The 23,099-nt window shown below is 61.6% G+C and carries 22 protein-coding genes and 1 pseudogene; 10 read left to right on the top strand and 13 right to left on the bottom strand.

Annotation, left to right across the window (positions count from 1 at the left end; genetic code table 11):
* Positions 1-41: 41 nt before the first annotated feature.
* The 6 genes from PSFL_RS14715 to dadA all read right to left on the bottom strand — a co-directional run bounded on the left by PSFL_RS14715 (position 42) and on the right by dadA (position 6,134).
* On the bottom strand, positions 42-1,964 hold the full coding sequence (locus PSFL_RS14715) for an acetyl-CoA hydrolase/transferase C-terminal domain-containing protein (protein WP_057440499.1): 1,923 nt from the start codon (positions 1,962-1,964) through the stop codon (positions 42-44).
* Between the two features lie 132 nt (positions 1,965-2,096).
* A complete protein-coding gene (locus PSFL_RS14720; protein ID WP_032856832.1) occupies positions 2,097-2,510 on the bottom strand; it encodes a cytochrome c5 family protein in 414 nt (137 codons plus the stop codon).
* Positions 2,511-2,691: 181 nt separating this feature from the next.
* Positions 2,692-3,240, bottom strand: a complete 549-nt coding sequence (locus PSFL_RS14725; protein WP_029289768.1) for a cupin domain-containing protein — start codon at positions 3,238-3,240, stop codon at positions 2,692-2,694.
* Positions 3,241-3,356: 116 nt separating this feature from the next.
* Positions 3,357-4,430, bottom strand: coding sequence for an alanine racemase (gene alr / locus PSFL_RS14730; RefSeq protein WP_057440500.1), 1,074 nt, complete (start codon positions 4,428-4,430; stop codon positions 3,357-3,359).
* 77 nt (positions 4,431-4,507) lie between these two features.
* Positions 4,508-4,861 carry a RidA family protein gene (locus tag PSFL_RS14735; RefSeq protein WP_032856829.1) on the bottom strand — a complete coding sequence of 118 codons (354 nt, stop codon included), beginning with the start codon at positions 4,859-4,861 and terminating at the stop codon, positions 4,508-4,510.
* Positions 4,833-6,134, bottom strand: a complete 1,302-nt coding sequence (gene dadA / locus PSFL_RS14740; protein ID WP_029289774.1) for a D-amino acid dehydrogenase — start codon at positions 6,132-6,134, stop codon at positions 4,833-4,835. The genes PSFL_RS14735 and dadA overlap by 29 nt, the downstream gene beginning before the upstream one ends.
* Before the next feature lie 156 nt (positions 6,135-6,290).
* On the opposite strand from dadA, the gene PSFL_RS14745 reads away from it, so the two are divergent.
* On the top strand, positions 6,291-6,779 hold the full coding sequence (locus PSFL_RS14745) for an Lrp/AsnC ligand binding domain-containing protein (protein WP_003206849.1): 489 nt from the start codon (positions 6,291-6,293) through the stop codon (positions 6,777-6,779).
* Between the two features lie 64 nt (positions 6,780-6,843).
* On the opposite strand, the gene PSFL_RS14750 is transcribed toward PSFL_RS14745, so the two are convergent.
* A complete protein-coding gene (locus PSFL_RS14750; protein ID WP_029289779.1) occupies positions 6,844-7,197 on the bottom strand; it encodes a YkgJ family cysteine cluster protein in 354 nt (117 codons plus the stop codon).
* Positions 7,198-7,312: 115 nt separating this feature from the next.
* Between PSFL_RS14750 and PSFL_RS14755 the strand changes: the two genes are divergently transcribed.
* Positions 7,313-8,605 carry an FAD-binding oxidoreductase gene (locus PSFL_RS14755; RefSeq protein WP_057440501.1) on the top strand — a complete coding sequence of 431 codons (1,293 nt, stop codon included), beginning with the start codon at positions 7,313-7,315 and terminating at the stop codon, positions 8,603-8,605.
* Between the two features lies 1 nt (position 8,606).
* On the opposite strand, the gene PSFL_RS14760 is transcribed toward PSFL_RS14755, so the two are convergent.
* The gene (locus PSFL_RS14760) at positions 8,607-8,840 is read right to left on the bottom strand and encodes a DUF1127 domain-containing protein (RefSeq protein ID WP_115129276.1); all 234 of its coding nucleotides are present in this window, start codon (positions 8,838-8,840) and stop codon (positions 8,607-8,609) included.
* A gap of 166 nt (positions 8,841-9,006) precedes the next feature.
* Here PSFL_RS14760 and PSFL_RS14765 point away from each other — a divergent pair, with 166 nt between their 5' ends.
* Positions 9,007-10,440 (top strand): PLP-dependent aminotransferase family protein, encoded by a 1,434-nt coding sequence (locus PSFL_RS14765; RefSeq protein ID WP_057440502.1) that lies wholly within the window; start codon positions 9,007-9,009, stop codon positions 10,438-10,440.
* Positions 10,441-10,502: 62 nt separating this feature from the next.
* The gene (locus tag PSFL_RS14770; protein WP_115129278.1) at positions 10,503-12,068 is read left to right on the top strand and encodes a phospholipase D family protein; all 1,566 of its coding nucleotides are present in this window, start codon (positions 10,503-10,505) and stop codon (positions 12,066-12,068) included.
* 35 nt (positions 12,069-12,103) lie between these two features.
* Here PSFL_RS14770 and PSFL_RS14775 read toward each other — a convergent pair whose 3' ends face one another.
* Together PSFL_RS14775 and PSFL_RS14780 are read right to left on the bottom strand one after the other, a co-directional pair.
* Entirely contained in the window at positions 12,104-13,246 is a 1,143-nt protein-coding gene (locus tag PSFL_RS14775) for an MFS transporter (protein WP_170059916.1), read from the bottom strand.
* A 166-nt stretch (positions 13,247-13,412) separates the two neighbouring features.
* On the bottom strand, positions 13,413-14,906 hold the full coding sequence (locus tag PSFL_RS14780; RefSeq protein ID WP_057440504.1) for an aldehyde dehydrogenase: 1,494 nt from the start codon (positions 14,904-14,906) through the stop codon (positions 13,413-13,415).
* Between the two features lie 227 nt (positions 14,907-15,133).
* On the opposite strand from PSFL_RS14780, the gene PSFL_RS14785 reads away from it, so the two are divergent.
* The gene (locus PSFL_RS14785; RefSeq protein WP_057440505.1) at positions 15,134-15,496 is read left to right on the top strand and encodes a cupin domain-containing protein; all 363 of its coding nucleotides are present in this window, start codon (positions 15,134-15,136) and stop codon (positions 15,494-15,496) included.
* A gap of 80 nt (positions 15,497-15,576) precedes the next feature.
* Here the strand turns inward: PSFL_RS14785 and rpmG are convergent, their stop codons facing one another.
* On the bottom strand, positions 15,577-15,732 hold the full coding sequence (gene rpmG, locus PSFL_RS14790; protein ID WP_003176906.1) for a 50S ribosomal protein L33: 156 nt from the start codon (positions 15,730-15,732) through the stop codon (positions 15,577-15,579).
* Between the two features lie 11 nt (positions 15,733-15,743).
* A complete protein-coding gene (gene rpmB / locus PSFL_RS14795) occupies positions 15,744-15,977 on the bottom strand; it encodes a 50S ribosomal protein L28 (protein WP_007920377.1) in 234 nt (77 codons plus the stop codon).
* 458 nt (positions 15,978-16,435) lie between these two features.
* On the opposite strand from rpmB, the gene PSFL_RS14800 reads away from it, so the two are divergent.
* Positions 16,436-18,028, top strand: coding sequence for an ABC transporter substrate-binding protein (locus PSFL_RS14800; protein ID WP_143110461.1), 1,593 nt, complete (start codon positions 16,436-16,438; stop codon positions 18,026-18,028).
* A 47-nt stretch (positions 18,029-18,075) separates the two neighbouring features.
* On the opposite strand, the gene radC is transcribed toward PSFL_RS14800, so the two are convergent.
* The gene (radC, locus tag PSFL_RS14805) at positions 18,076-18,750 is read right to left on the bottom strand and encodes a DNA repair protein RadC (RefSeq protein ID WP_057960999.1); all 675 of its coding nucleotides are present in this window, start codon (positions 18,748-18,750) and stop codon (positions 18,076-18,078) included.
* 131 nt (positions 18,751-18,881) lie between these two features.
* On the opposite strand from radC, the gene coaBC reads away from it, so the two are divergent.
* The 4 genes and pseudogenes from coaBC to argB all read left to right on the top strand — a co-directional run bounded on the left by coaBC (position 18,882) and on the right by argB (position 23,033).
* Complete coding sequence (gene coaBC / locus PSFL_RS14810) at positions 18,882-20,090, top strand: bifunctional phosphopantothenoylcysteine decarboxylase/phosphopantothenate--cysteine ligase CoaBC (protein WP_029289805.1); 1,209 nt, start codon at positions 18,882-18,884, stop codon at positions 20,088-20,090.
* Positions 20,091-20,095: 5 nt separating this feature from the next.
* The gene (gene dut, locus PSFL_RS14815; protein ID WP_057440620.1) at positions 20,096-20,551 is read left to right on the top strand and encodes a dUTP diphosphatase; all 456 of its coding nucleotides are present in this window, start codon (positions 20,096-20,098) and stop codon (positions 20,549-20,551) included.
* Positions 20,552-20,699: 148 nt separating this feature from the next.
* Positions 20,700-22,106, top strand: a pseudogene (locus PSFL_RS14820) (phosphomannomutase/phosphoglucomutase); the annotation flags it as partial.
* A 21-nt stretch (positions 22,107-22,127) separates the two neighbouring features.
* Positions 22,128-23,033 carry an acetylglutamate kinase gene (gene argB / locus PSFL_RS14825; protein WP_029289812.1) on the top strand — a complete coding sequence of 302 codons (906 nt, stop codon included), beginning with the start codon at positions 22,128-22,130 and terminating at the stop codon, positions 23,031-23,033.
* The last annotated feature ends 66 nt before the right edge of the window (positions 23,034-23,099 follow it).

Raw genomic sequence — 23,099 nt, forward strand, 5'->3', positions numbered from 1 at the left:
TCGCGAGCAAGCCCGCTCCCACATTTGGTTTGTGGTGGCCGTTAGTGTGCGGTGGCCTTAAGGCCAGCAAGCAATAGGCGCTGATACAAATCCTCTTTAAACCCCTCCGGCTTATCCAGGCGCATCCGCACCAAGTGCTCGGGAAACGCCTCAGGCTCAGGCGCATCCAGCGCCGCTTTGCCCAACTCCAGAATCTCCGTCAGCTTGAATTTGCTCTTGAGCCAGTTCAACGCGCGCAACAAATCCCGTTCTTCATCGGTGAAGTCACTGCCCAGCGGGTACTCCGGGAACAGCCTTGAATGCCGTGCTTGCACCGCCTGCAAACGCTCTGGCGTGTTGTCGGCAAAGCGCGGGTCGAGCTGAAAGTCCTTGGGCAACTTGCCGGCTTTTTGCGCCTGCTCGATCAAGTCCGCCTGGAAGCGTGAGTCGGTGATATTGAGCAGCGCCTCGATCACCTTGGCGTCGGTCTGGCCACGCAGGTCGGCGATGCCGTATTCGGTGATGACAATATCGCGCAAGTGCCGGGGAATCGTGCAATGGCCATACTCCCAGACGATATTGGAGCTGACATCACCGCCCGCTTCACGCCAGCTGCGCAGGATCAGGATCGAGCGTGCGCCCTCCAGCGCATGGCCCTGAGCCACAAAGTTGTATTGCCCACCCACGCCACTGAGCACGCGACCGTCTTCCAGTTGGTCGGCAACGCCAGCGCCCAGCAACGTGACCATGATGGCGCTGTTGATAAACCGCGCATCCAGGCGCTGTAAACGCTTGAGTTCTTCCTGCCCGTACAGCTCGTTGATATAGCTGATGCGGGTCATGTTGAATTCCAGGCGCTTGGCGTGGGTCATTTCCTGCAAGCGCTGGTAAAAACTGCGGGGGCCGAGGAAGAAGCCACCGTGGATCGACACGCCATCCGGTTGTGCCGCGTCGTCCAGCAGACCCGCATTGGCCTGCTGCTGCGTCGCCACATCGGGGTACACCTTGCGCCGCACAATACCGGCGTCGGCCAGCACCAGCAGGCCATTGACGAACATTTCGCTGCAGCCATAGAGGCCCCGGGCAAACGGCTCGACCCCGCCCTCGCGGCTGATCAGCGGCGCCCATTGGTACACATCCAGGTCGGTGAGCAACTGCCGGTAGCCTTCGTTATCGGCCTGACGCGCCAGCAATGCGGCAGTCAGGGCGTCGCCCATCGAACCGATACCGATCTGCAGGGTGCCGCCATCGCGTACCAGGGTACTGGCGTGCAAACCAATGAAGTGGTCCTGCAAACCCACTGGCATGTTCGGCGTGGAAAACAGCGTGGTGCGGTCTTTTTCGTCGATCAGGAAGTCGAACTGATCCATGCCCAGCTCAGCATCACCGGGCATGTAGGGCAAATCATCATGCACCTGGCCCACCACCAGGATGGTCTCGCCTGCCGCGCGGCGCTTGGCGATCATCGGTAACAGGTCGAGGGTGATATCGGGGTTGCAGCTCAGGCTCAGGCGATCCGGGTGCTCACTGCTGCTGGCCACCAACTGCGCGATCAGGTTCAGGCCGGCGGCGTTGATATCGCGGGCGGCATGGCTGTAGTTGCTGCTGACGTAATCCTGCTGGGCCGAGGTGCTATGCAGCAGGCTGCCGGGCTGCATAAAAAACTGCTGCACGTGGATATTGGCCGGCAGGCTGTCCTTGCGCAGGGCGGCGAGGAAGTCCAGCTCAGGATAATCGCCGAACACCCGCTCGATAAACGGCTCCAGAAAACGCTTCTGCAAGCCATCGCCCAACGGCGGGCGACCCAGGCTCAGCGCGGTGTAAATCGTCAGCGCCCGCTCAGGCAGCTTGGCGATGCGCCGGTACAAGGCATTGGCAAACAGATTCGCCTTGCCCAGGCCCAGCGGCATACCCATGTGGATATGCGCAGGCAAGCGCTCCAGTACGTCATCGACCGCTTGCTCGATTGAACACAACTGCACCATCCGACCCTCCTGACATTCCATGATTAGGGGTTGGACCGAGCTTGCCGGGTCTTTGCTGCAATGAACAGCCTTGGCCGCCAAATTGCGCCCACAAAAAAGCCGCTGGTCAGCGGCTTTTTGGCGAAGATCGGTTTATTTCAAACCAGACATCTTCTCGATCGCACCCTTGAGGTCAGCATCCGAGCAATCGGCGCAGGTACCTTTAGGCGGCATGGCGTTGATACCAGTGATGGCCTTGGCCAGGATGCCATCAAGGCCGCCCTGGTGGTCGGCGCGCTCTTTCCAGGCGGCGGTGTCACCGATTTTCGGTGCGCCCAACAGGCCAGTGCTGTGGCAAGCATTACAGTGTTTAGCGATGATCTCGTCCGGCGTTTTCGCACCGCCGCCGCCAGCTGTCACAGCGACTTCCATCCCCTTGCATTCTTCGCCCTGAATACAGACCTTCCCGACGGGTTCAAGACGCTTGGCAATATCATCATTGGTCGCAGCTTGAGCGCTGGCAGCCCAAAGGGCCAGTACGGTTGCTGGTACAGCCAGCATTTTCATAATTAGGTTCACGCGTTCACCCTCATGGTGGCTATTCACGCCTGCGGCCACGGTTTCGCAGGCGGCGAAAGTATAACGGTTAGGCCGCCTCACTGAAACAACCCTATTATCCAAGGGGGGATTCAGTATGGCGAAATACAACTACGGGCACCTCTGCAAGGTAGGCAGGGCGCCTCTTCTGTTAAAAGTTCGCGGGTGTGGCTGCGCTGATTAGTCGCGCCGGCACATCGAACGGATTGCGAAAACGGTGCGGCTTGGTGCTTTCAAAGTAGTAGCTATCGCCAGCTTCGAGCACAAAAGTTTCGACGCCCACGACCAATTCCAGACGACCTTCCAACAGAATCCCGGTTTCCTCGCCATCATGGGTCAGCATTTCCTCGCCCGTATCGGCGCCCGGCGGGTAGATTTCGTTGAGAAACGCAATCGCCCGGCTGGGATGCGCACGGCCCACCAGCTTCATGGTCACCGCACCATCGGAAATGTCGATCAGCTCATTGGCTTTATAGACGATCTGAGTCGGTTTTTCCTGGAGGATCTCCTCGGAAAAAAACTCGACCATCGACATGGGGATGCCGCCCAGCACCTTGCGCAAGGAGCTGATGGAAGGGCTGACACTGTTTTTCTCGATCATCGAAATGGTGCTGTTGGTGACGCCCGCACGTTTGGCGAGTTCACGCTGGGAAAGACCTTTCAGTTTACGGATGGATTGCAGTCGTTCGCCGACGTCCAATGCAGGAGCCTCCTAGGATTCAGGCTTTGTTGTAATTGAGCGTTATCATGGCGACAGCGTTCAGTATTTACAACACTTTGGTCTGAATCCCGCTGGACGTCTTCGGCGTCCGGCAGCTAGGCGCCGGAATAGAGCCGTGGCACTCGGCGCAGGTTGCAAAAAATCTGGTAGGGAATGGTGTCAGCGGCGGTCGCCACATCGCTGGCGAGGATGTTTTTGCCCCACAACTCGACGGTCGAGCCCAGGCCGGCCTCGGGCACATCGGTCAGGTCGACACACAGCATGTCCATCGACACCCGCCCCAGCAACTGGCTGCGCTGGCCGGCGACCAGCACCGGCGTACCGGTCGGCGCGTGGCGCGGATAACCGTCGGCATAGCCCATGGCAACCACGCCGATACGCATCGGCTTGGGCGTCACGAACCGTGCGCCATAACCCACGGGCTCGCCCGCCGGCAGTTCGCGCACGCAGATGACTTTCGATTCCAGGGTCATCACCGGCTGCAAACGCGCGGCAACCGCCTGGTCTTCGCCAAAGGGCGTTGCGCCGTAGAGCATGATGCCCGGCCGCACCCAATCACTGGAGACGCCCGGCCAACCCATTACCGACGGCGAGTTGCGCAGGCTGACCTGGGCCGCCAGGCCCTGGCGCGCCGCATCGAATACCGCGACCTGCTCATCGCTGCTTGTGCAGTCCAGTTCATCGGCGCGAGCGAAGTGGCTCATCAACACGATCTTGGCCACTTTGCCACTGGCCAGCAGGCGCTGGTAGGCGTCGTGATAATCCTTGGGATGCAAACCAACCCGGTGCATGCCCGAATCCAGCTTCAACCACACCGTCAGCGGCTTGCTCAGGCGCGCCTGTTCAATCGCCTCCAGTTGCCACAGCGAATGCACCACGCACCACAAGTCATGCTCGATGATCAGCGGCAGTTCGTCGGCCTCAAAGAACCCTTCGAGCAACAACACCGGCCCACGAATTGCGGCGGCGCGCAGCTCCAGCGCCTCCTCGATACAGGCCACGGCAAAACCGTCGGCCTGGTCTTCCAGGGCCTGGGCCACGCGCACGGCACCATGGCCATAGGCGTCGGCCTTGATCACGGCAAGGGCCTTGGCCCCGGTCAGTTCGCGGGCCAATTGGTAGTTGTGGCGCAGGGCTTGTAGGTCGATCAGGGCACGGGCAGGACGCATGGCGGCAGGCTTCTAGGCGGCGGTGGGAAGAAAAAACCGGTACCGGCCAATAGCGCCGGCACCGCAAGAGTGATCGTTTAAGGCAGAGCGGCCACGACAGACAGCTCGACCAGGATTTCTGGCTCACACAGTTTCGACTCGACCGTGGCACGGGCCGGGGCCACGCCTTTTGGCAGCCACTTGTCCCAAACCGCGTTCATGCCGGCAAAGTCGGCGTCGATGTCTTTGAGGTAGATCGTCACCGACAGCAACTTGGTTTTATCGGTACCGGCCAGATCCAGCAAACGCTCGATATTGGCCAGGGTTTCACGGGTCTGCTGTTCAATTCCGGCACTCATGTCGTCGCCGACTTGCCCTGCCAGATACACGGTACCGCTGTGGACAACGATCTGGCTCATGCGCTCATTGGTGAGCTGGCGCTGGATTGACATGTTTTGTGGACTCCTGAGGGTTGCCGTAACGGGAAATATCAAGGCCAGCGGCACTGATCTGCGGGGTTTTCTTCGCCATCAGGTCCGCCAGCAGGCGACCAGAGCCACAGGCCATGGTCCAGCCGAGGGTGCCGTGGCCAGTGTTCAAGAACAGGTTTTTGAAAGGCGTGGCGCCGACGATCGGCGTACCGTCCGGGGTGGTCGGGCGCAGGCCGGTCCAGAACGTCGCTTCGCTCAAATCACCGCCCTGAGGATAAAGGTCGTTGACGATCATCTCCAGGGTTTCGCGCCGACGCGGGTTCAGCGACAGGTCAAAACCGGCTATTTCAGCCATGCCACCGACGCGGATGCGGTTGTCGAAACGGGTGATCGCAACCTTGTAGGTTTCGTCGAGAATAGTCGAAGTCGGGGCCATCGCCGGGTTGGTGATCGGCACGGTCAGGGAGTAACCCTTGAGCGGATACACCGGCGCCTTGATCCCCAGCGGCTTGAGCAACTGCGGCGAGTAACTGCCCAGGGCCAGCACGTAGCGGTCGGCGGTTTCCAGCTTGCCGTCGATCCACACGCCGTTGATGCGATCACCGGCGTGGTCCAGGCGTTGAATGTCCTGCTCAAAACGGAATTCCACCCCCAACTGCTTGCACATGTCGGCCAGGCGGGTGGTGAACATCTGGCAGTCGCCGGTCTGGTCATTGGGCAGGCGCAAGGCACCGGCGAGGATATCCGTGACACTGGCCAGGGCCGGCTCGACGCGGGCAATGCCGGCGCGGTCAAGCAGCTCGAACGGCACGCCGGACTCTTTCAGCACGGCGATATCCTTGGCCGCGCCATCCAGTTGCGCCTGGGTGCGGAACAATTGCGTAGTCCCCAGGCTGCGCCCTTCGTAGGCAATGCCGGTTTCGGCGCGCAGCTCATCGAGGCAGTCGCGGCTGTACTCGGACAGGCGCACCATGCGTTCTTTGTTCACGGCATAACGGTTGGCCGTGCAGTTGCGCAGCATCTGCGCCATCCACAGGTATTGGTCGATATCGGCGGTGGCCTTGATCGCCAGCGGCGCATGCCGCTGCAGCAGCCACTTGATGGCCTTGAGCGGCACACCTGGCGCGGCCCACGGCGATGCATAGCCGGGCGAGACCTGGCCGGCGTTGGCGAAGCTGGTCTCCATTGCAACGGCCGGCTGGCGGTCGACCACGACCACCTCAAAACCGGCACGCGCCAAATAGTAGGCACTGGCCACACCAATGACACCGCTACCCAAGACCAAAACCCGCATTTTTATATCCTCATCACGGCTTGACCGCTGACGTTTGTTGTTCGGCACAAAGATGTGAGCAGTATAAAAAGCAATGACCAGTGCATTTCACTATATAAGTGCCTATATTTGGCGACAATTCTCGGCAAAAACCCTTTTCACGGAGGAGCATCCCCTATGCGGACCAATACCCAGACCAAGCGGGAGCTGGACAAGATCGACCGCAACATCCTGCGCATCCTGCAGGCCGACGGGCGGATTTCGTTTACCGAGCTAGGGGAGAAGGTAGGACTGTCGACCACGCCGTGCACCGAACGGGTCCGGCGCCTGGAGCGCGAGGGGATCATCATGGGCTACAACGCCCGCCTCAATCCGCAGCACTTGAAGGGTAGCCTGCTGGTGTTTGTCGAGATCAGCCTCGACTACAAATCCGGCGATACCTTCGAAGAATTCCGACGTGCCGTGCTGAAACTGCCCCATGTACTGGAGTGCCACCTGGTCTCAGGGGATTTCGACTATCTGGTGAAGGCGCGGATTTCCGAGATGGCGTCGTACCGCAAACTGCTGGGCGATATCCTGCTCAAGCTGCCCCATGTGCGCGAGTCCAAGAGCTATATCGTGATGGAAGAGGTGAAGGAGAGCCTGAACCTGCCGATCCCGGATTGACCCTGTGGGCGCTACACCGTCATCGCAGGCAAGCCAGCTCCCACCTTTTGACCGGGTACATCTGTCAGACCAGCACCTGCCGCGTCGTCGCCATGTACTCGTGAATCTGCTTCTCCACCCGCGGGTGAATCAGCTCCACCGGGCCTCGATTGTTGGGGCATGGCAGGCTGGGCGTGGTACCAAACAACCTACAGATCAACGGGCGCTCGTCGTACACCGTGCAACCGTTGGGCCCCAGGTGCACACAGTTCAGCTCATCCATGGCCGCTTCCTGCTCGGCCGCAGTCTTGCGCGGCAGGCGCGACATTTCCTCGGTGGATGTAGTCACCGGCCCACAGCAATCATGGCAACCCGGCACACACTCGAACGAGGGGATCTGCCGGCGCAGCGCGTTGACTTTCTGGCTGTTGCAACTCATTGAAACCCATACCGAACGGCGAATAGGCGTGGATTTTGCCCTAAAAGCCCCGAGTGAGACAGCTTCACCCGACCGCTGTATCCTGCGTCAAATTTTCCAAACACGGATGCTCCCCATGACCGCCAGCGCCCGGCACACCGCTTCCTACTACGCCGCCAGCAGCCTGGCGCAACCCGATTACCCGGCACTGGCGGGCGAAGTGGTCGCCGATGTGTGCGTGGTCGGCGGCGGGTTTTCCGGGCTGAACACCGCGCTGGAGCTGGCTGAACGGGGCTTTAGCGTGGTGCTGCTGGAGGCACGCAAGATCGCCTGGGGCGCCAGCGGGCGCAACGGTGGGCAGTTGATTCGCGGCGTCGGCCATGGGCTCGATCAGTTTGCCAATGTGGTCGGCAGCGAAGGCGTGCGGCAGATGAAGCTGATGGGCCTGGAAGCCGTGGAAATCGTGCGCCAGCGGGTCGAGCGCTTCCGGATTGATTGCGACCTGACCTGGGGCTACTGCGACCTGGCCAACAAGCCCCGCGACTTGCAGGGCCTGGCCGCCGACGCCGAAGAGCTGCACGACTTGGGCTATCGCCACGAACTGCGCCTGCTGCAAGCCGGGGAGATGCGCAGCGTGATCGGCTCCGACCGTTACGTGGGCGGCATGATCGACATGGGCTCCGGCCACCTGCACCCGCTGAACCTGGCCCTTGGCGAAGCGGGCGCCGCGCAGCAACTGGGCGTGAGGCTGTTCGAGCAGTCCGAAGCCCTGCGCATCGACTACGGCCCTGAAGTCAAAGTCCACACCGCCCACGGCAGTGTGCGCGCCAAGACCCTGGTGCTGGGCTGCAATGCCTACCTCAATGGCCTCAACCCTCACCTGAGCGGCAAGGTGCTGCCCGCCGGCAGCTACATCATTGCCACCGAACCCTTGAGCCCAACCCAGGCCGCCGAGTTACTGCCGCAAAACATGGCGGTGTGTGATCAGCGGGTCACGGTGGACTACTTCCGCTTGTCGGCCGACCGGCGCCTGCTGTTTGGCGGTGCTTGCCACTATTCCGGACGCGATCCCCAGGACATTGGCGCCTATATGCGGCCGAAGATGCTCAAGGTCTTCCCGCAATTGGCCGAAGCGAAGATCGACTATCAATGGGGCGGCATGATCGGCATCGGCGCCAACCGCCTGCCGCAGATTGGCCGGCTGGCCGACCAGCCCAATGTGTACTTTGCCCAGGCCTACGCCGGCCATGGCCTGAACGCCACCCACCTGGCCGGCAAACTGTTGGCCGAAGCCATCAGCGGCCAGCAGAGTGGGCGCTTCGATCTGTTTGCCCAGGTGCCACACATCACCTTCCCTGGCGGCAAGCACTTGCGCTCACCGCTGCTGGCCCTGGGCATGCTCTGGCACCGCCTGAAAGAACTGCTCTGACTCAACCGCGCCAGAACGGCTTCAAGCCTTCCCGGCGCGCTTGTTCAGTACTCAAGCCGATATCGCGCAGTTGCTCCGGGGTCAGGTCCAGCAAGGCCTGGCGCGTGTGGCGACGGCGCCAGAACAGTTCCCAACGGCTCGGATTACCCGGCGCCAGCCCGGTCAGCCCGCGCTCCTGCCCTGCTTCCAGTTCCTGACTGTGTAATGCCAGCCGCACATCGCTCAAGCCACTCATTGTCCTGCCCCTCATTTGCCTGTTGCCATGAGTGACTAGAATGGACGGCACGGCAAAACCATTACAGATTCAACCCACTTTTATTAAATCCATACAGATACTCCCAACCACAGGCTGAATCCTGTATTTTCCTCACATCTGTACTGGTCCCCTGGGAGCGACCGCCATGACCCTCTACATCAACCTCGCCGAACTGCTGGGCACCCGTATCGAACAGGGCTTCTATCGCCCCGGCGATCGCTTACCCTCCGTGCGTGCCTTGAGTGTGGAACACGGGGTCAGCCTGAGCACCGTGCAACAGGCTTACCGAATGCTCGAAGACAACGGCCTGGCGACGCCAAAGCCGAAATCCGGCTACTTCGTGCCCGTCGGTCGCGAACTGCCCGCGCTGCCTGCCGTGGGTCGGCCGGCCCAGCGCCCGGTGGAGATTTCCCAGTGGGACCAGGTGCTGGAACTGATCCGCGCGGTGCCGCGCAAAGATGTCATACAGATGGGCCGTGGCATGCCGGATGTCCTGTCACCGACCATCAAACCCCTGCTGCGCAGCCTAGCCCGGGTCAGCCGCCGCCAGGATCTGCCAGGCCTGTACTACGACAATATCTACGGCTGTATGGAGCTGCGTGAACAAATAGCCCGTCTGTCATTGGATTCCGGCTGCCAACTCGACGCCCAGGACATCGTGATCACCACCGGCTGCCATGAGGCACTGTCCTCCAGCATCCGTGCCATTTGCGAGCCCGGCGATATCGTCGCCGTCGACTCGCCAAGCTTCCACGGCGCCATGCAGACCCTCAAGGGCCTGGGCATGAAAGCCCTGGAAATCCCCACCGACCCGCTCACCGGCATCAGCCTGGAAGCCCTGGAACTGGCCCTGGAGCAATGGCCGATCAAAGTCATCCAGTTGACCCCCAACTGCAACAACCCCCTGGGCTACATCATGCCCGAGGCACGCAAACGGGCGCTGCTGACCCTGGCCCAGCGCTTTGACGTGGCGATTATCGAAGACGATGTGTATGGCGAGCTGGCCTACAGCTACCCGCGACCACGCACCATCAAATCCTTCGACGAAGATGGCCGCGTCCTACTCTGCAGTTCCTTCTCCAAAACCCTGGCCCCCGGTCTGCGGATCGGTTGGGTAGCGCCGGGCCGCTATCTGGAGCGGGTGCTGCACATGAAATACATCAGCACCGGCTCCACCGCCACCCAGCCGCAGATCGCCATTGCCGAGTTCCTCAAGAACGGGCACTTCGAGCCGCATTTGCGGCGGATGCGCAGCCAATACCAGCGCAATCGCGACCTGATGCTCGATTGGGTCAGCCGCTATTTCCCCGCCGGGACCCGCGCCAGCCGGCCCCAGGGCAGCTTTATGTTGTGGGTGGAACTGCCAGAAGGTTTCGACACCCTCAAGCTCAACCGGGCCCTGGTCGAGCAAGGCGTACAGATTGCCGTGGGCAGCATCTTCTCGGCCTCGGGCAAATACCGTAACTGCCTGCGGATGAACTACGCTGCCAAGCCAACCCCCCAGATTGAAGAGGCGGCGCGCAAGGTCGGGGCAACGGCGATCAAAATGCTCGCCGAAGCCGAACAGCGGGTGGACTGACCTTTTGCCAGCAATCACCGTCATATGCCCACCAACGCCCTGATTCGGAACCTGTCGCCTTGATGAGCCAACGGCTGTTAGCGTTTTTTTTGCTGGGGTTCCTGGGCCTGGGCGGTTGCGCCACCCTGGATGTGCCCAGGGTGGCCAGCGAGGCGCTGCCGGCGACGCAGTCCGCCTTTGGCCGCTCGATCCAGGCCCAGGCCGCGCCCTACCAGGGCCGCTCCGGGTTCCGCCTGCTGCCCAACAGCAGCGAAGCGTTCATGGCTCGCGCCGAATTGATCCGCAATGCCCAGACCAGCCTCGACTTGCAGTACTACATCGTCCATGACGGCATCAGCACGCGCATGCTGGTGGCCGAGCTACTCACGGCGGCCGACCGTGGCGTGCGGGTGCGCATCCTCCTGGATGACACCACCAGCGACGGCCTGGACCAGGTCATCGCCACCCTGGCCGCGCACCCGCAGATCCAGATTCGCCTGTTCAACCCCTTGCACCTGGGGCGCAGCACCGGCGTGACACGGGCCATGGGCCGGCTGTTCAACCTGTCGCTGCAGCACCGGCGCATGCACAACAAGCTGTGGCTGGCGGACAACAGCGTGGCGATTGTCGGCGGGCGCAACCTGGGGGATGAGTATTTCGATGCCGAGCCCAACCTGAACTTCACCGATATCGACATGCTCAGCGTCGGGCCCGTGGCCGAGCAACTGGGCCACAGCTTTGACCAGTACTGGAACAGTGCGCTGAGCAAACCCATTGCCGACTTCATCTCCAGCGCCCCGTCCTCCCGCGACCTGGCCACGGCGCGCGGGCTTCTGGAGAACTCCCTGGCCGAGTCGCGCCAGCAAAACCATGCCTTGTACAACCGCCTGCGCACCTACCAGACCCAGCCCCGCATGGACATCTGGCGCCGGGAGCTGATCTGGGCATGGAACCAGGCGCTGTGGGATGCGCCGAGCAAGGTGCTGGCCAAGGCCGATCCTGACCCGCAACTGTTGCTCACCACCCAACTGGGGCCGGAGCTGGAAAGCGTGCACAGTGAACTGATGATGATTTCGGCCTACTTCGTCCCCGGTCAGCCGGGCCTGGTGTACCTGACCGGCCGCGCGGACGCCGGTGTCGACGTGCGTCTGCTGACCAACGCCCTGGAGGCCACCGACGTACCGGCAGTGCATGGCGGCTATGCGCCCTATCGCAAGGCGCTGTTGGAGCACGGGGTGAAACTGTACGAACTGCGCCGCCAACCGGGCGACGGCGGCGGCAGTGGCCCGCACCTGCTGGGCAGCCGCGCGCTGCATGGCTCGGACTCCAGCCTGCACAGCAAGGCGATGATCTTTGATCGGCAGAAGTCGTTTATCGGCTCATTCAATTTCGACCCGCGTTCGGTGCTGTGGAACACCGAGGTTGGCGTGCTGGTGGACAGCCCCGAGCTGGCCGAGCACGTACGCAACCTGGCCCTGCAAGGGATGGCGCCGGCCTTGAGTTATGAGGCGAAGCTGCAGGATGGCCAGGTGGTATGGGTGACAGAAGACAACGGCCAGTTGCACACCCTGACCCGCGAGCCGGGCAGTTGGTGGCGCCGCTTCAATGCCTGGTTTGCCACCACTGTGGGCCTGGAGCGCATGCTCTAAGCACCACCAAAATCCAATCTGGGAGCACTTCCAGGTCAGGCCGGCTGCTCGGTGCCAAACGCCCCTTGGCGTAACAACAGAATCACCAGCCCCAAGGCCCCCGCCGCCATCAGCAACGGCAACGCATGCCCGCTGATCCACTGGCTGCCCGCACCCGCCGCCAGCGGGCCGATCAGGCAACCAATCCCCCACAACTGCGCAATATGGGCATTGGCCCGCACCAACGCATCGTCACGGTAGCGCTCGCCGATCAGGATCAACGACAAGGTGAACAAGCCCCCGGCGCTGGCACCGAACAGCACCCAGATCGGCCAGATCAGCCAGGTATCGAGCAGCGGCGCAATGGCCAGGCTCGATAACAGCAACAGCACCGCGCACCCCAAAAACAGGGTACGCCTGGGCAGGTAATCGGCCAGCGCGCCAATCGGCAATTGCAGCAAGGCATCGCCGACCACCACGGTGCTGACCATCGCCAGCGCCACCTCAGCGGTAAAACCCTGCTGCAGGCAATACACCGGCAGCAGCGTCAGAATCATCGCCTCGAACGCGGCAAACAACGCCACCGCCCAGGCAATCGCCGGCAGGCCCCGGCAAAAAACCCACAAGTCGCCAAAGGTCACGCTGAAGGCCTCCGCCGTCGGCGCCCCGCTGCGCCCCAGCAGCAGGAACGGCGCAACGATCAGCAGGCCGACGCCGACCCAGAAGCCATAGTCATGATCGGTCCCCAGTACGCCGAGCAACAACGGCCCCGACAGCTGGCTCAAGGCGTAGGTACAGCCATACAGCGCCACCAGCCGGCCACGCCACTGCTCCACCACCAGTTGATTGATCCAGCTTTCGCCGAGGATAAACACGATGGTCAGGATCACCCCGATCATCAACCGCAGCACCAGCCACACCGGATAGCTGGGCAGTACCGCCAGCAAACCGATGGAAATCGCCCCGGCCCACAGGCACAGACGCATCAGGTTCGCCGTGCCCAACCAGGAGGCCAGGCGGCTGGAGACCTTGGCGCCCAACAACACACCGAACGCCGGCATCGCCGCCATGATGCCGATGGCAAAGTTGCCATAGCCCCAGCTTTCCAGGCGCAGGGACACCAGCGGCATGCTCACGCCCAAGGCGAGGCCGACGCTGAGTACCGAGGCCAGGACGGCGAAGTAAGTCGCCCAACGCATTGCCACGCTCCTGTGAGTTATTTCCAGATCACGCAAAATACTGTGGGAGCGGGCTTGCTCGCGATGAGGGAGTACCAGCCAACTCATGAGTGACTGATATACCGCTATCGCGGGCAAGCCCGCTCCCACATGTGGATCTACTGCAGCTGGTGCCCGGAGTCCGGGTTTACAGCTTGATCCAGGTCGCCTTCAGCTCGGTGTACTTGTCGAACGCGTGCAGCGACTTGTCGCGACCGTTGCCCGACTGCTTGAACCCGCCAAATGGCGCAGTCATGTCGCCGCCATCGTACTGGTTGACCCACACGCTACCGGCGCGCAGGGCCTTGGCGGTCAAGTGGGCCTTGGAGATATCCGAAGTCCAGACCGCAGCAGCCAGGCCATAAGGCGTGTCGTTGGCAATCGCCACGGCTTCTTCAGCGCTGTCGAACGTCAGCACCGATAGCACGGGGCCAAAGATCTCTTCCTGGGCAATCTTCATGGCGTTGGTCACGCCGTCGAAAATCGTCGGTTCGACGTAGGTACCGCCAGTTTCCTGCAGGGTGCGCTTGCCACCGGCCACCAGCTTGGCGCCATCGGCGTGCCCGGCTTCGATGTACGAAAGCACGGTGTTCATCTGCTGGGTATCCACCAGCGCGCCGACGTTGGTAGCCGGGTCCAGCGGGTTGCCCGGCTTCCAGCCCTTGAGGGCCTCGATCACCATTGGCAGGAATTTGTCCTTGATCGAACGCTCCACCAGCAGGCGCGAACCGGCAGTGCAGACTTCGCCCTGGTTGAAAGCAATGGCGCCAGCCGCGGATTCGGCAGCGGCTTGCAGGTCCGGGGCATCGGCAAACACGATGTTCGGGCTCTTGCCGCCAGCTTCCAGCCAGACACGTTTCATGTTCGATTCGCCGGAGTAGATCATCAGTTGCTTGGCGATCTTGGTCGAACCGGTGAACACCAGGGTATCGACGTCCATATGCAACGCCAGGGCCTTGCCGACAGTGTGGCCATAACCCGGCAGCACGTTGAGCACACCCTTGGGGATACCCGCTTCAACGGCCAGGGCAGCGATGCGGATGGCGGTCAGCGGCGATTTTTCCGAAGGCTTGAGCACGACCGAGTTACCGGTGGACAGCGCCGGCCCCAGCTTCCAGCAGGCCATCATCAGCGGGAAGTTCCACGGCACGATGGCCGCCACTACGCCGACGGGCTCGCGGGTCACCAGGCCCAGTTGGTCATGGGGGGTGGCGGCGACTTCGTCGTAAATCTTGTCGATGGCCTCGCCACTCCAGCTCAGGGCTTGCGCCGCGCCAGGGATGTCGATGCCCAGGGAGTCGCCGATGGGCTTGCCCATGTCCAGGGTTTCGAGCAGGGCCAGCTCTTCGGCGTTGGCCTTGAGCAGCGCGGCGAAACGGATCATGGTGGCTTTGCGCTTGGCCGGGGCCAGGCGAGACCAAGCGCCGGAGTTGAAAGTGGCGCGGGCGTTTTCCACGGCGCGCTGGGCGTCGGCGACGTCACAGCTGGCAACCGTGGTCAGCAGGCGGCCATCGACTGGGCTGAGGCATTCGAACGTGTCGCCGGAAACTGCGGCGGTGTACTCGCCATTGATATAGGCGCGGCCTTCGATCTTCAGATCCTTGGCGCGTTGTTCCCAGTCGGCACGGGTCAGGGTGGTCATGCGAGTGTCCTCCTCTTATTAAATATAAGGGCCCGGCGTTATAACCGTTCCCTTCCAAATGCTTGCCCGGCCAGCCAGCTATTCGGTCCGAGGCACCCGCCACCCTAAACCAGCCGCAAGGGATGTTTCAATATATTTGACATAACGGCCGCAAACGCCCTTGCGATGTTCATTTTAATAAACATAGACTTTGGCTCTCCAACCCCAGGCCTAGACGGGATACGTGCATGAACATTCAGGATGTCGTCGATTTCAGCCAGGCGAACACCGCCGCCGAACGCTACCGCCCCGCCACAGAAAAAATCCTCAAGGGCGACCCCGAGCAGACGCTCTTCAACCACTACAACAGCCCGTGCGGCCAGATGAACGCCGGGGTATGGGAAGGTGAAGTCGGGCAATGGACGGTGAACTACACCGAACACGAGTACTGCGAGATCGTGCAGGGGGTTTCGGTGCTACGCGATGCCGAAGGCAACGCCAAGACCTTGCGCGCCGGTGACCGCTTCGTGATCCCGGCCGGCTTCAGTGGCACCTGGGAAGTGCTGGAGCCGTGCCGCAAGATCTACGTGGTGTTCGAAGAAAAAGCCTGATCGGTCGACCGCGACTTTTCAAAAGGCAAAAAAAACCCGCATCGTGAGATGCGGGTTTTTTTCACAAGAAAGAAAACCAATTACTTGATTTTGCCTTCTTTGTAGATCACGTGCTTGCGAACGCGCGGGTCGAACATTTTCTTTTCGAGCTTGTCCGGGGTAGTACGCTTGTTCTTGTCGGTAGTGTAGAAGTGACCAGTACCGGCGCTAGAGATCATTCGAATCAATTCACGCATGATTTAGCTCCTTAGATTTTGCCGTCGCGGCGCAGTTCAGCGAGCACGACAGTGATGCCACGCTTGTCGATGATGCGCATGCCTTTGGCAGATACGCGCAGACGGACAAAACGTTTCTCTTCTTCAACCCAGAAGCGGTGATGCTGCAGGTTTGGCAGGAAACGACGACGGGTTTTGTTGTTTGCGTGGGAAATGTTATTCCCAGTCACCGGACCCTTACCGGTAACTTGACAGACTCTCGACATGCCTCAGCCCTCTAAAACCACATGCCCAACCCGGCATGGGTTGGCCGCTTAATCTCTCAGTCATTTGGCGCCAGGCGCCGCGTTTCTTTAAGGGTCTTACCGGCTACACCTACAGTGAAGGAACCGGGCCCCTAGAAAAGAGCGCTGCTTTATACCAGAAAGACCCAAGCGCAACAACAGCCGGTGTGTTTTTCCCGCTGTAAATCTCGCCCGAGCAGCTCTCAAGCGCTGCCAGGGTGGGCCGCCGTGCCGCCGGACCGCTCGTCGCACCGAATGATTTATCGCCGCTGCTTGTAGGCCAAGGCCCCGGGCAAAATGACCTGAAGCGCCATCAAAACAGTATTTGTCCTAAATGCACAGGCAAAAATGGGCTAGTCATTTGTGAATCAGGCCACTACGGTAGGCCTTTTCCAGACTGCACTCGCAGATGGGCCTCCGATCTGCAAAGGAAACCGACCATGCGCCTCGCTGCCCTGCCACTTCTACTCGCCCCGCTCTTCCTCGCCCCGCTGGCCCAGGCGGCCTCCACGTTGAGCGTCTGCACCGAGGCCAGCCCCGAAGGGTTCGATGTGGTGCAGTACAACTCGCTGACCACCACCAACGCCTCGGCGGATGTGCTGATGAACCGCCTGGTGGACTACGACGCCACGAGCGGCAAGCTGGTGCCGAGCCTGGCCGACAGCTGGGAAGTCTCGCCGGACGGCCTGACCTACACCTTTAAATTGCACCCGGGCGTCAAATTCCACCGCACCGCGTATTTCAGCCCAAGCCGCAGCCTTACCGCCGAAGATGTACGTTTCAGCTTCGAACGCATGCTCGACCCGGCCAATCCCTGGCACCAGATCGCCCAGAGCGGCTTCCCCCACGCCCAGTCCTTGCAACTGCCGGCGCTGATCAAAAAGATCGACGCCCTGGATCCGCTGACCGTGCGCTTTACCCTGGATCACGCCGACTCCACGTTCCTCGCCGCGCTGAGCATGGGCTTTGCCTCGATCTACCCGGCCGAATACGCCGACAAGCTGCTCAAGGCCGGCACCCCGGAAAAGCTCAACAGCCAGCCCATCGGCACCGGCCCCTTTGTTTTCGGGCGTTTCCAGAAAGATGCAGCGATTCGCTACAAAGCCAATCCGGATTACTTCGCCGGCAAGCCTGCTGTGGATAACTTGATCTTTGCCATCACCCCGGACGCCAACGTGCGCCTGCAGAAACTGCGCCGGGATGAGTGCCAGATCGCCTTGTCACCCAAGCCCCTGGATATCGGCGAGGCGCAAAAGGATGCGGCGCTCAAGGTGGAAAAGACTGCAGCCTTCATGACCGCGTTTGTGGCCATCAACAGCCAGCACCCACCGTTGGACAAGCCAGAAGTGCGCCAGGCGATCAACCTGGCCTTCGACAAGGCCAGCTACCTCAAGGCCGTGTTTGAAGGCACCGCCGAAGCCGCCACCGGCCCCTACCCGCCCAATACCTGGAGTTTTGCCAAGGAATTGCCGGGTTATCCACAGGACATCGCCAAGGCCAAGGCCCTGCTGGCCCGCGCCGGGCTGAGTGACGGCTTCAAGACCACCCTTTGGACCCGGCCCTCGGGCAGCCTGCTCAACCCCAACCCAAGCCTGGGCGCACAACTGCTGCAGGCGGACCTGGCCAAGGTCGGCATCCAGGCCGAGATCCGCGTGATCGAATGGGGCGAACTGATCCGCCGCGCCAAGGCTGGCGAGCACGACCTGCTGTTTATGGGCTGGGCCGGCGACAACGGCGACCCGGATAACTTCCTGACCCCGCAGTTTTCCTGCGCGGCGGTAAAATCCGGCACCAACTTTGCCCGTTACTGCGACCCGGCACTGGACAAGCTGATCAGTGCCGGCAAGACCACCAATGAGCAAGGCGTGCGCAGCAAGCTGTATCAACAGGCACAGGCGCAGATCCAGCAGCAGGCGCTGTGGTTGCCACTGGCTCATCCGACGGCCTTTGCCCTGACCCGTAAAAATGTCGAGGGGTATCAGGTCAGCCCGTTTGGGCGCCAGGATTTCTCCAAGGTCAGCGTAAAGCCCTGACCCGGCCGTTGTAGGAGCCGGCAAGCCGGCCCCTACAAGCAACTGCGTTACAGCCAACCGTATTCGGCCATCGACAGCGGGTCACCGTCGCCGATAATGATGTGATCCAGTACCCGCACATCCACCAGATCGAGGGCCTTTTGCAGATGCTTGGTCAGTTTTCGATCAGCAATGCTGGGCTCCGCATTCCCGGAGGGGTGGTTGTGGCACAGGATCAACGCCGCTGCGTTGTAGTCCAGGGCGCGCTTGACCACCTGTCGCGGGTACACCATGGCATTGTCTATGGTGCCCTGGAACAGCGCTTCGAAGCCCAGCACCCGGTGCCTTGAATCAAGAAACAGGCAGCCGAATATTTCGTGGGGCTCATGGCGCAGCAGCGCCTTGAGGTAGTCACGCACGGCAACCGGGCTTTCCAGCACCGACTCATTGCGTACATGCTCGGCCAGATGGCGCCGGCCCATTTCCAGCACCGCCTGCAACTGGGCGAACTTAGCCGGCCCCAGGCCCAGATGCTGGATGAAGACGGTTTGGCGGGCCTCCAGCAACGAACGCAGGCTGCCAAATTGCCCCAGCAGATGGCGCGCCAAGTCCACCGCGCTTTTACCCGAGACGCCGGTACGCAGGAAAATCGCCAGCAACTCGGCATCCGAGAGACTTGCCGCCCCCAACTCCAAAAGCTTCTCCCGCGGGCGCTCCGCCGCAGGCCAATTGCGAATACTCATGGCACCTCCGTGTGCATGTGCGCCGCTGTTGCATGGCGGACGCTGTGTTATCTTAGCCGCTCTTTTTTGCGCGCGATTTCACCTGGGGAGGGGGGATCGCAACGCCATCACTGAACTGGAAAGGCAAACCAATGCAGCGTCTGTATCGGAAACGCATCGTTCTCGGCGTCGGCGGCGGTATTGCCGCCTACAAGAGCGCAGAGTTGGTTCGCAGGCTCCTGGACCAGGGCGCCGAAGTGCGCGTGGTCATGACCCGTGGCGGCAGTGAGTTCATTACCCCGCTGACCATGCAGGCCCTGTCCGGCCACCCGGTGCACCTGGACCTGCTGGACCCGGCAGCCGAAGCCGCCATGGGCCATATCGAACTGGCCAAATGGGCCGACCTGGTGCTGATCGCACCCGCCACCGCTGACCTCATCGCGCGCCTCGCCCAAGGCATTGCCGACGACCTGCTGACCACGCTGGTGCTGGCCACCGACGCCACCGTCGCCATTGCCCCGGCAATGAACCAGGCCATGTGGCGCGACCCCGCCACCCAGGCCAACACCCAACTCCTGCAAAGCCGTGGCCTCAAGGTCTTCGGCCCGGCCTCCGGCAGCCAGGCCTGTGGCGACGTCGGCCTGGGGCGCATGCTCGAAGCCACGGACCTGGCGCTGTGTGCCGCCGAGTGCTTCCAGCATCTGGCCCTGACCGGTAAGCACGTACTGATTACCGCCGGCCCGACCCAGGAAAACATCGACCCGGTGCGCTACATCACCAACCATAGCTCAGGGAAAATGGGCTTTGCCCTGGCAGAAGCGGCGGTTGAGGCAGGCGCACGCGTGACCCTGATCACCGGCCCGGTGCATCTGCCGACCCCGGATCGGGTCACCCGCATCGACGTAGTCAGCGCCCGCGACATGCTCGCGGCCTGTGAGGCGGCGATTCCCTGCGATGTGTTTATCGCGTCGGCAGCGGTCGCAGACTACCGCCCGGAAGTGGTTGCCCCACAAAAACTCAAGAAAGACCCTACAAGCGGCGACGGCCTGCTCCTGCAAATGGTGCGCAACCCGGACATTTTGGCCACCATCGCCACCCGCGCGGATCGTCCGTTCAGCGTCGGTTTCGCTGCCGAAACCGAAAACCTGCTGGACTACGCCGCACGCAAACTGAAAGACAAAAACCTCGACCTGATCGTTGCCAATGATGTCGCCAACCCGAGCATCGGCTTCAACAGCGAGGAAAACGCCTGCAGCGTGATTGATCGCGAGCTGCACGCCACCCTTTTCGCCCAGACCAGCAAGGGCAAGATTGCCCGCCAACTGATCTCTTTTATCGCCCAACGGCTGAACCAGGTTTAATGTCCATGCACGCTTTGCAAGCCAAGATCCTCGACCCCCGCCTCGGCACCGACTTCCCACTGCCGGCCTACGCCACACCGGGCTCCGCCGGCCTGGACCTGCGCGCCATGCTCAAGCAAGACACCGTCCTTGAGCCGGGCCAGACCCTGCTGATCCCCTCCGGCCTGTCGATCTACGTCGGCGACCCCGGCCTGGCCGCCTTGATCCTGCCGCGCTCCGGCCTGGGTCACAAACACGGGATCGTGCTGGGCAACCTGGTGGGCTTGATCGACTCGGACTACCAGGGCGAATTGATGGTCTCGTGCTGGAACCGTGGCCAGACCGCCTTCAACATCGCCGTCGGCGAGCGCATTGCTCAACTGGTCCTGGTGCCGGTGGTGCAGGCACATTTCGAACTGGTCACCGAGTTCGACGAAACCCAGCGTGGCGCGGGTGGCTTCGGGCATTCCGGTAGCCACTGACTACGCTCAGGCATGCCGGACTCTGTGTCCGACATGCCCCAGTGGCATTTTCGCACCACGAACTCTAGGGCAAAAACGCCGTCTTACCCTTCAGTTTGAGCCTGCCGGTCGCCACATTCCGGCATGTCCGCCCCGTATCGATGGAGTTTCCCCAGTGATGAGCAACGCAGCCCCAGTCGCACCGACGTTTCCCGACAGCATTTTCCGCGCCTACGACATCCGTGGTGTCGTCCCGAAAACCCTGACCGCCGAAACCGCCTACTGGATCGGCCGCGCCATCGGCTCGCAAAGCCTGGCCCAGGGCGAGCCCAACGTCTCTGTGGGACGTGACGGTCGCCTGTCCGGCCCCGAGCTGGTGGAGCGCCTGATCCAGGGCCTGGCCGACAGCGGCTGTCATGTCAGCGACGTTGGCCTGGTGCCGACCCCGGCGCTGTACTACGCCGCCAACGTGCTGGCCGGCAAATCCGGCGTGATGCTCACTGGCAGCCACAACCCATCGGACTACAACGGCTTCAAGATCGTGATTGCCGGCGATACCCTGGCCAACGAACAGATCCAGGCCCTGCACACTCGCCTCAAGACCAATGACCTGACCAGCGGTAAGGGCAGCATCACCAAGGTCGATATCCTCCAGCGCTACTCGGACGAAATCACCCGTGACGTCAAGCTCGAGCGGCGCCTGAAAGTCGTGGTGGACTGCGGCAACGGCGCGGCCGGCGTGATCGCCCCGCAACTGCTCGAAGCCTTGAACTGCGAAGTGATCCCGCTGTTCTGCGAAGTCGACGGCAATTTCCCCAACCATCACCCGGACCCGGGCAAGCCTGAAAATCTGGTGGACCTGATCGCCAAGGTCGCAGAAGTGGGCGCCGATGTCGGCCTGGCCTTCGATGGCGACGGCGACCGCGTAGGCGTGGTGACCAACACCGGCAGCATCGTGTTCCCCGACCGCCTGCTGATGCTGTTCGCCCGCGACGTAGTGGCGCGCAACCCCGGTGCCGAGATCATCTTCGACGTCAAATGCACCCGGCGCCTGACGCCGTTGATCAAGGAATACGGCGGCCGCCCACTGATGTGGAAGACCGGTCACTCATTGATCAAAAAGAAAATGAAGGAAACCGGCGCCCTGCTGGCCGGCGAAATGAGCGGCCATGTGTTCTTCAAGGAGCGCTGGTTCGGTTTTGACGACGGCATCTACAGCGCCGCCCGCCTGCTGGAGATCCTCAGCAAGGAAAAATCCAGCGCCGAAGACCTGTTCGAGACCTTCCCGAACGATATTTCTACGCCGGAAATCAATATCCATGTGACCGAAGAGAGCAAATTCAGCATCATTGACGCATTGCACGATGCGCAATGGGGTGCAGGCGCCAACCTGACCACCATTGATGGTGTGCGAGTCGATTATGCCGAAGGCTGGGGCCTGGTTCGCGCGTCCAACACCACTCCGGTGCTGGTCCTGCGTTTCGAGGCGGATACCGAGGCCGAGTTGCAGCGCATCAAGGACGTGTTCCACGCCCAGTTGAAACGTGTTGCCCCTGATCTCCAACTACCGTTCTGATTATTTGCCCCGGAGCCCTGAATGACCCTCGAACGCGAAGCCGCCGCCAATACCGCCAAGGTCCTTTCCGAAGCGTTGCCTTACATTCGACGCTACGTCGGCAAGACGCTGGTGATCAAGTACGGCGGCAATGCCATGGAAAGCGACGAGCTGAAAACCGGCTTTGCCCGTGACATCGTGCTGATGAAAGCCGTCGGGATCAACCCGGTGGTGGTGCACGGCGGCGGCCCGCAAATCGGTGACCTGCTCAAGCGCCTGTCCATCGAGAGTCATTTCATCGACGGCATGCGTGTTACCGATGCGCAGACCATGGACGTGGTGGAGATGGTCCTGGGCGGCCAGGTGAACAAAGACATCGTCAACCTGATCAACCGTCACGGCGGCAGCGCCATCGGCCTGACCGGCAAGGACGCCGAGCTGATCCGTGCGAAGAAACTTACCGTGACCCGCAAGACTCCGGAGATGACCCAGCCGGAAATCATCGACATCGGCCAGGTGGGCGAAGTGATCGGCATCAACACCGATTTGCTCAACCTGCTGGTCAAGGGCGACTTCATCCCGGTGATCGCGCCGATTGGCGTGGGGGCCAATGGCGAGTCCTACAACATCAACGCCGACCTGGTGGCGGGCAAGGTGGCCGAGGCACTCAAGGCCGAGAAGCTGATGCTGCTGACCAATATCGCCGGCCTGATGGACAAGGAAGGCAAGGTTCTGACCGGCCTGACTACCCAGCAAGTCGACGATCTGATCGCCGACGGCACTATCTACGGCGGCATGCTGCCGAAGATCCGCTGCGCACTGGAAGCGGTGCAAGGTGGCGTAGGCAGCTCGCTGATCATCGACGGCCGGGTGCCCAATGCGGTGCTGCTGGAGATCTTCACTGATACGGGCATGGGTACGCTGATCAGCAATCGCAAGCGTCCGTAAGCGCTGAAACAAAAAGCCCCCGTTCAACTGGATTGAACGGGGGCTTTTTTGTGACCAATCTGCAAC

Origin of the sequence: Pseudomonas sp. DD1 (genome assembly GCF_044510355.1) — a bacterium.
Taxonomy (GTDB): domain Bacteria; phylum Pseudomonadota; class Gammaproteobacteria; order Pseudomonadales; family Pseudomonadaceae; genus Aquipseudomonas; species Aquipseudomonas shahriarae.

Bases quoted from the DNA above. Each gene is read 5' to 3' on its own strand.
- PSFL_RS14715 (WP_057440499.1), bottom strand. From the start codon at position 1,964: ATGGTGCAGTTGTGTTCAATCGAGCAAGCGGTCGATGACGTACTGGAG.
- PSFL_RS14720 (WP_032856832.1), bottom strand. From the start codon at position 2,510: ATGAAAATGCTGGCTGTACCAGCAACCGTACTGGCCCTTTGGGCTGCC.
- alr (WP_057440500.1), bottom strand. From the start codon at position 4,430: ATGCGTCCTGCCCGTGCCCTGATCGACCTACAAGCCCTGCGCCACAAC.
- PSFL_RS14735 (WP_032856829.1), bottom strand. From the start codon at position 4,861: ATGTCAATCCAGCGCCAGCTCACCAATGAGCGCATGAGCCAGATCGTT.
- dadA (WP_029289774.1), bottom strand. From the start codon at position 6,134: ATGCGGGTTTTGGTCTTGGGTAGCGGTGTCATTGGTGTGGCCAGTGCC.
- PSFL_RS14745 (WP_003206849.1), top strand. From the start codon at position 6,291: ATGCGGACCAATACCCAGACCAAGCGGGAGCTGGACAAGATCGACCGC.
- PSFL_RS14750 (WP_029289779.1), bottom strand. From the start codon at position 7,197: ATGAGTTGCAACAGCCAGAAAGTCAACGCGCTGCGCCGGCAGATCCCC.
- PSFL_RS14755 (WP_057440501.1), top strand. From the start codon at position 7,313: ATGACCGCCAGCGCCCGGCACACCGCTTCCTACTACGCCGCCAGCAGC.
- PSFL_RS14760 (WP_115129276.1), bottom strand. From the start codon at position 8,840: ATGAGTGGCTTGAGCGATGTGCGGCTGGCATTACACAGTCAGGAACTG.
- PSFL_RS14765 (WP_057440502.1), top strand. From the start codon at position 9,007: ATGACCCTCTACATCAACCTCGCCGAACTGCTGGGCACCCGTATCGAA.
- PSFL_RS14770 (WP_115129278.1), top strand. From the start codon at position 10,503: ATGAGCCAACGGCTGTTAGCGTTTTTTTTGCTGGGGTTCCTGGGCCTG.
- PSFL_RS14775 (WP_170059916.1), bottom strand. From the start codon at position 13,246: ATGCGTTGGGCGACTTACTTCGCCGTCCTGGCCTCGGTACTCAGCGTC.
- PSFL_RS14780 (WP_057440504.1), bottom strand. From the start codon at position 14,906: ATGACCACCCTGACCCGTGCCGACTGGGAACAACGCGCCAAGGATCTG.
- PSFL_RS14785 (WP_057440505.1), top strand. From the start codon at position 15,134: ATGAACATTCAGGATGTCGTCGATTTCAGCCAGGCGAACACCGCCGCC.
- rpmG (WP_003176906.1), bottom strand. From the start codon at position 15,732: ATGCGTGAATTGATTCGAATGATCTCTAGCGCCGGTACTGGTCACTTC.
- rpmB (WP_007920377.1), bottom strand. From the start codon at position 15,977: ATGTCGAGAGTCTGTCAAGTTACCGGTAAGGGTCCGGTGACTGGGAAT.
- PSFL_RS14800 (WP_143110461.1), top strand. From the start codon at position 16,436: ATGCGCCTCGCTGCCCTGCCACTTCTACTCGCCCCGCTCTTCCTCGCC.
- radC (WP_057960999.1), bottom strand. From the start codon at position 18,750: ATGAGTATTCGCAATTGGCCTGCGGCGGAGCGCCCGCGGGAGAAGCTT.
- coaBC (WP_029289805.1), top strand. From the start codon at position 18,882: ATGCAGCGTCTGTATCGGAAACGCATCGTTCTCGGCGTCGGCGGCGGT.
- dut (WP_057440620.1), top strand. From the start codon at position 20,096: ATGCACGCTTTGCAAGCCAAGATCCTCGACCCCCGCCTCGGCACCGAC.
- argB (WP_029289812.1), top strand. From the start codon at position 22,128: ATGACCCTCGAACGCGAAGCCGCCGCCAATACCGCCAAGGTCCTTTCC.